Source organism: Propionivibrio sp. (assembly GCF_017995515.1).
Taxonomy (GTDB): domain Bacteria; phylum Pseudomonadota; class Gammaproteobacteria; order Burkholderiales; family Rhodocyclaceae; genus Propionivibrio.
This window is the reverse complement of the sequence record NZ_JAGOIT010000153.1, coordinates 2,882-5,608: the sequence shown is the minus strand read 5'-3', so window position 1 is coordinate 5,608 and position 2,727 is coordinate 2,882. Positions and strand designations below refer to the sequence as shown.

2 protein-coding genes are annotated in these 2,727 nt (G+C 64.8%); both read left to right on the top strand.

Annotated elements, in window-relative coordinates:
* Positions 1-102: 102 nt before the first annotated feature.
* Positions 103-2,022, top strand: coding sequence for a type IV pili methyl-accepting chemotaxis transducer N-terminal domain-containing protein (locus KBA32_RS16275; protein ID WP_294361230.1), 1,920 nt, complete (start codon positions 103-105; stop codon positions 2,020-2,022).
* A complete protein-coding gene (locus KBA32_RS16270) occupies positions 2,019-2,726 on the top strand; it encodes a response regulator (RefSeq protein ID WP_294361229.1) in 708 nt (235 codons plus the stop codon). Before KBA32_RS16275 ends, KBA32_RS16270 begins: the two co-directional genes overlap by 4 nt.
* Position 2,727 lies beyond the last annotated feature (1 nt).

Below are 2,727 nucleotides of genomic sequence, written 5' to 3'. Positions count from 1 at the left end.
TGGGTTGATTGCTAATCAGGAATTCCTTACACACCGATCAACACTCACCGCCGCGCATTAGAATCGCCGAGTTGCATGCCTGAAACAAACGAACCGATCACTATGACTCCCAACCGAAAATGGAGCCTGGGCGCCAAACTTACGCTGTTTGGCGCGCCTCTCCTGCTGCTCGTATTTCTCTCCACAGCGGCGACGCTGTGGGTGTCGTGGCAGCTCGACGGCGGCGCGGCGGCGGTGAATGAGGCCGGCCGGATGCGCATGCAGGCGTACCGGATTTCCCTGTCGGTCGGGCTGGGGCTTGCCGGCACGGTGCTGCAGGAGCAGATCCGCGAGTTCGATCAAAGCATGGCCGTGCTGCAGAAAGGTGACCCGGAGCGGCCGCTGTTCGTGCCGTGGGACGATAGCGTGCGCGCGCAATACGATGCCGTCGCCCGTGGCTGGGCCGACTACCGTGCGCGCTGGCTTGAAGTCCGGCACGGCGCGCTGGCCGAGCTGAGGCCGGATACCGCGACGTTCGTGCACGGGATCGATGCGCTGGTCGCCGGCATCGAGTCGCACATGGCGCGCTGGACGACCTTGCTCTACCTGTTCCAGATGTCCGTGCTCGCCCTTGCGGTCGTCGGCGCCGTTATCCTGATCTACACCGGCTACATCTTCGTGCTGGAACCGGTCGGCCTGCTCAAGCGTGCTATCGAGAAAATCCAGGAAGGCAACTTCGACGCGCGCGTCGAGCACGACAGCAGTGACGAGTTCGGCACGCTGGCACGGGGCTTCAACGGCATGGCCGACAACCTGCAGTCGATGTACCGCAACCTTGAACACAAGGTCGCCGAGAAGACTGCAGAACTCGAAGAGAAGCGCGAGCGGCTGGAGAGCCTGTACGAAGTGACCAGCCTGGTCGCCAAGACGACCGTGCTGGAGGAACTCGCGCAGGGATTCGCGCGCAGCGTGGCGCGCATCGCGCGAGCCGACGGCGTCACCGTGCGCTGGTCCGATCTCGACAACAAGCGCTACGTGATGCTCGCCGCGCAGGGCATGCCGCAGGGGCTGGTCGACGCCGAACAGTGCATCGAGAAGGGCGGCTGCTACTGCGGCAACGTACGTACCGAGCCGAGCTGGAAGATTTTCCCGATCGAGAGTGAGACGGAGGAGTCGCGCCTACCCTGCGCGCAGGCCGGTTTCAAAACCGTGGTCAACATCCCGGTGCGTCTGCACGACCGCCTGACCGGCGAAGTCGATCTCTTTTTCAACGCCAAGGTCAGCCCGACGCCGGCCTTGCGCTCCTTGCTGGATGCGCTGGCCAGTCACCTGGCGAGCGCGATGGAGAACCTGCGCCTCAATGCGCTCGAAAAGGAAACAGCCGTTGCTCAGGAGCGCGTCTATCTCGCTCGCGAGCTACACGATTCGATCGCCCAGTCGCTCGCCTTCATCAAGATCCAGGTGCAGCTGATGCGCGACGCCTTGCGCGCCGGCGACCCGGAATCGATGCGGGCCATCCTCGAAGAAATCGACACCGGCGTGCGCGAGAGCTACGGCGATGTGCGCGAATTGCTGGTGCACTTCCGCACACGGGCAAGCAGCGAGGACATCGAACCGGCGCTGGCGACGACGCTGCGCAAGTTCGAACACCAGAGCGGCGTCGCGACCTCGCTCACCATTGAAGGGCAGGGCATGCCGCTCTTCCCCGACGCGCAGATCCAGGTCCTGCACATCATCCAGGAGGCCTTGTCGAACGTGCGCAAGCACGCGCATGCCTCGCAGGTCAGCCTGAAGGTTCAGCAGCAGCCGGCGTGGCGTTTCGAGGTGCAGGATGACGGGGTCGGCTTCGCGCTGGACGAAGACCAGCTGGACGAGACGCACGTCGGGCTGCGCATCATGCGTGAGCGGGCGCAGACGATCGGCGCGCGGCTCGACATTGTCTCCGCACCGGGCAAGGGCAGCTCGGTGATCCTGACGCTGCCGCCGAACGTTCATCCCGTATCATCGCTTGCCAGCACTGTCACCACGAGCATCGACGCATGAGCACGCATAGCCAGAACACCATTCGCATCCTGGTCGTCGACGACCACACGCTGTTCCGGCGCGGCCTGACCGCGCTGCTGGCACGCGACCCGCAACTCGTAGTCGTGGGCGACGCCGCCGATGCCGGCCAGGCGCAGCGCAAGGCGCAGGAGCTGCAGCCGGACGTCATCCTGCTCGACAACCATCTGCCGGGTGTCAATGGCGTCGACGCGTTGCCGGCGCTGCATGGCGCCGCCCCCGCTGCGCGCATCCTGATGCTCACCGTCAGCGAAGACGCGAACGACCTGGCGGCAGCCTTGCGCGGCGGCGCGATCGGCTATCTGCTGAAGACAACGGAAGGTGATGATCTGGCTGCCGCGATCCGGCGTGCCATGGACGGCGACAGCGTGGTGGCGCCGGAGATGATGAGCAAGCTCGTCGCTGCCTACCGCGGCGCGGCATCGACGAACCTGTCGCCGATCCCGTTGCCGAACGAATCGCCCGAACCGGATAACCCCGGCGCTACGCTCATCGCCAGCCTGTCGCCGCGCGAACTCGACATTCTGCGCGGCATCGCGCGCGGCGCGAGCAACAAGGAGATCGCTCGCGGACACGGTATTGCAGAGACGACCGTGAAGATCCATGTGCAGCACATCCTGCGCAAGCTGAACGTCAGTTCGCGGGTGCATGCGGCGGTGATTGCTTCGGAGAATGGGTTGCTCTGAG

Coding starts and splice junctions, on each gene's coding strand:
- KBA32_RS16275 (WP_294361230.1), top strand. CDS start 103: ATGACTCCCAACCGAAAATGGAGCCTGGGCGCCAAACTTACGCTGTTT.
- KBA32_RS16270 (WP_294361229.1), top strand. CDS start 2,019: ATGAGCACGCATAGCCAGAACACCATTCGCATCCTGGTCGTCGACGAC.